Origin of the sequence: Pseudomonas sp. PDM25, assembly GCF_019219045.1 — a bacterium.
Lineage (GTDB): Bacteria > Pseudomonadota > Gammaproteobacteria > Pseudomonadales > Pseudomonadaceae > Aquipseudomonas.
Genome location: NZ_JAHUWL010000046.1, coordinates 1 through 2,764 on the forward strand (window position 1 = coordinate 1; position 2,764 = coordinate 2,764).

Annotated in this window: 2 protein-coding genes; both read left to right on the top strand. The window is 55.8% G+C overall.

Going from position 1 to position 2,764, the window contains the following annotated elements; genetic code table 11:
* Window positions 1-2,084 (top strand): membrane-targeted effector domain-containing toxin (locus tag KW848_RS31205; protein ID WP_218539162.1); only part of this gene is annotated, 2,084 nt, incomplete at its 5' end.
* A 58-nt stretch (window positions 2,085-2,142) separates the two neighbouring features.
* On the top strand, window positions 2,143-2,764 hold a 622-nt coding region (locus tag KW848_RS31210; protein ID WP_375154766.1), incomplete at its 3' end, for a dermonecrotic toxin domain-containing protein.

Consider the following 2,764-nt stretch of genomic DNA (forward strand, 5'->3'; position numbering starts at 1 on the left):
GTGGCGAGAAAATTGCCGGTGATGCGTTCACCCATTTGAGCCAGTCCACCCATGAGCGCATGCTCAGCGACGCCAATTTCCTGCTGCACTCCAACGGCGAGATCAGGAAAAAGCTGTGGATCGGCTACCTCAATGCCTTCAACCACACGTTCGGACCGATGGCCGCCCTTGCATGGCCGGCAGCGCTGGTCGTCATCGGTGCCGGCATCGCCAATGTCGGCCTGCACATCGACCAGGCCATCAACGGCACCACTGCGATGGAACGTAAGGCCGCGGTCAAAGCTGCGATTTTTGGCAGTGTGGATGTACTGTTTAATTTGCCATTCCTGCGCGGCGCAGTTGAACTGGCAAATGCCGCCGAGATCGCAGAGGCCGCCGAGACAGAAGAGGCGCTTGCCTCCGGGGAAGCGCCGAAGACAGACATAGAATCGCCCGCGATACCTTCCCTTTCCGTCGACGCCGAGGCTATTGGCCCCTCAGACATGGACATACTGGCGCCCTTTGAAACCAATGAGGTTCTCGACGGCGAATTCCCGGTGAGTGTTGAAGGTAAATTTCAAGGCATCTATCAACCCGCAACCGGGGGTCACTACATTACTATCGACGACCGTTTTTTTCAGGTGCGTTACAGCAATGAACTGCGGTCCTGGGCAATCGTCGACCCCACCAATCCCTACTCCTTTTTCCGCAACATTCCGGTACGTCTGAATGAAGCAGATGAATGGGAAATGTTCTCGCGACAGGGTTTGAAGGGCGGTGGCAAAAACCTCTCTAAACCGGCGACACCGAAGCCCGGCCAGAGCACCATCAACTCCGCGCCACCAGCCCCTGCCCCCCTTGAACCAGTAGCTTCTACCTCCCCCCACCCCACAATGCAGCCCCTTCGTACTCTGAGAACGCCATACGATGTTCAGCCGCGACTCCAGGCATCACTAAAAAAATGGGCATTGAACCTATTCGAAACCCATGTCCGCCTTACAATGCGTCACTTGCCCGTGTTCACGGTGGAAGACCGCTACGCAAGTCACTTCACCGACAAGCTAAACCTGCTTAGGTCCACGGCCGGACGCTTCTTCAACGAGTTGCAGTGGCGCAACCTGCCGTCTCGGCCAATGATTCCTGCCGTCAGTGAGTCCATGACCAGTGCCGAATTGATTGAGAGAGTGTTCGAAACAGCACCGGGGCTGGTCGTGGGTGAAACCCTGGATCGCATCAGCAGCATGCGCTTCATGATTGAAAACATGCCTGAATTCGCTCGTCGGGGTGTCAATACGATTTACATGCGCGGCTTGCTCAGTGATTTTGCCCAGCAAGATCTGAATGCCTTTTTCAACACGGGAAGCATGCCCAAGGATCTGCACGAATACCTGACCGAGCTCGGCCAGGATCCCGCCGGGCGTTTCAACGAACTGGAACTGGTCAAGAGCGCAAGACAAAACAACATCCGGATCCAGGCCACCGACTGCGCAACAAGCTTTAAAAAACCGCTTTTTTTCAGGCCGGTTGAAGAGCAAATGATCACTAACAGCCTGACGAACGAAATCATGCTTGCCGATAAGGCCTTGAACCAGCCGACCAAATGGGTGGTGTTAACCGGACAGGAAAACATCAATACCTTCCGCGGGATGGCCGGCATCAGTGAACTGCAAGGCGGTATCGGCCTGCGGATCGAAGAGGTCAATCCAGGCGAAAGCCTGGGCATCACCTTGGATCCCGGCATCGAAATCGATCGCGGACCGATCATGCAGAACGAGACCATGCGCGGAACTTTCGACCCATTCTATGCAGACCTTCGCATACAAATGGAAGCGATGCCGGCGATCCGAACCGAGCAGCAAATGGAGAAGCTACTCGATGTACCCAGCAAATACCTGTTCGAGAAAACCGGTGACAGCTACACCCTGATTCACCGCGGCAGAAACGAACTGATCAATCGCACGCCGGTCGAGCGACTCGCCAACGGCAGTTTTGTTATCGACCGACCATCCTGGCCACAAAACAGGCTTCCTTTCCCCAGCATCGAAGCGCTGTCGAGCTCGCTGAACAACTCAGGTATGAGGCTGCAGATGCGAATTCCCACTTGATCAGTTGTATGTAACAGCAGTTTTGCCCGCGAATTCACTGCATACCAAGGAAAGCATCATGGACGATACCCAAGACACAATCCTGGCCAACGCCGTCGATACCCAGACGCTTCAGGCTCTGATCCCCGATCTGGTCGACGACTGCCCCGACCTGTACGCCATGGCGTACGAAATCGCCCAGGACATCCTCACCCGACATCACATCACCGACATCACCCCGGACAAAGTCTGGTGGCACCGGTTCCATGGCGCCCAAAGCAGCTCCACGGCCTTTACCGGCTGGCAGCACATCCTTGAAAAACCCAAGGAATCCATGACCTTCCCGCAACTGGTCATGCACCGTTTCAGCGTCCACGACCAGGACAATGCCGACCTGCTGGATCTCTATGGCGGCTTTTACCGGATCGGTGATGACGCCGAGAGTTACGACGAAACCAACGAAGTGCGCCTGCATGCCAGCGACGTGCTGAAAGCCTTCTGGGACATCAATTTCGCTGATCGCTACAAAACGGCCATCGCGACATTCTGGGAAAAGCACAGCGCCAACTTCCGTGCGCTGGCCAAGTGCACGTTCATCGCCAAAGCCATTGAAGACTACGAGAAGGGTTACTTGACCCAAGAACACTTCAGCACGGTGCTCAGCGCCTGCGCCGGTAATGTCAGCAGGCCGCTCACCCGGC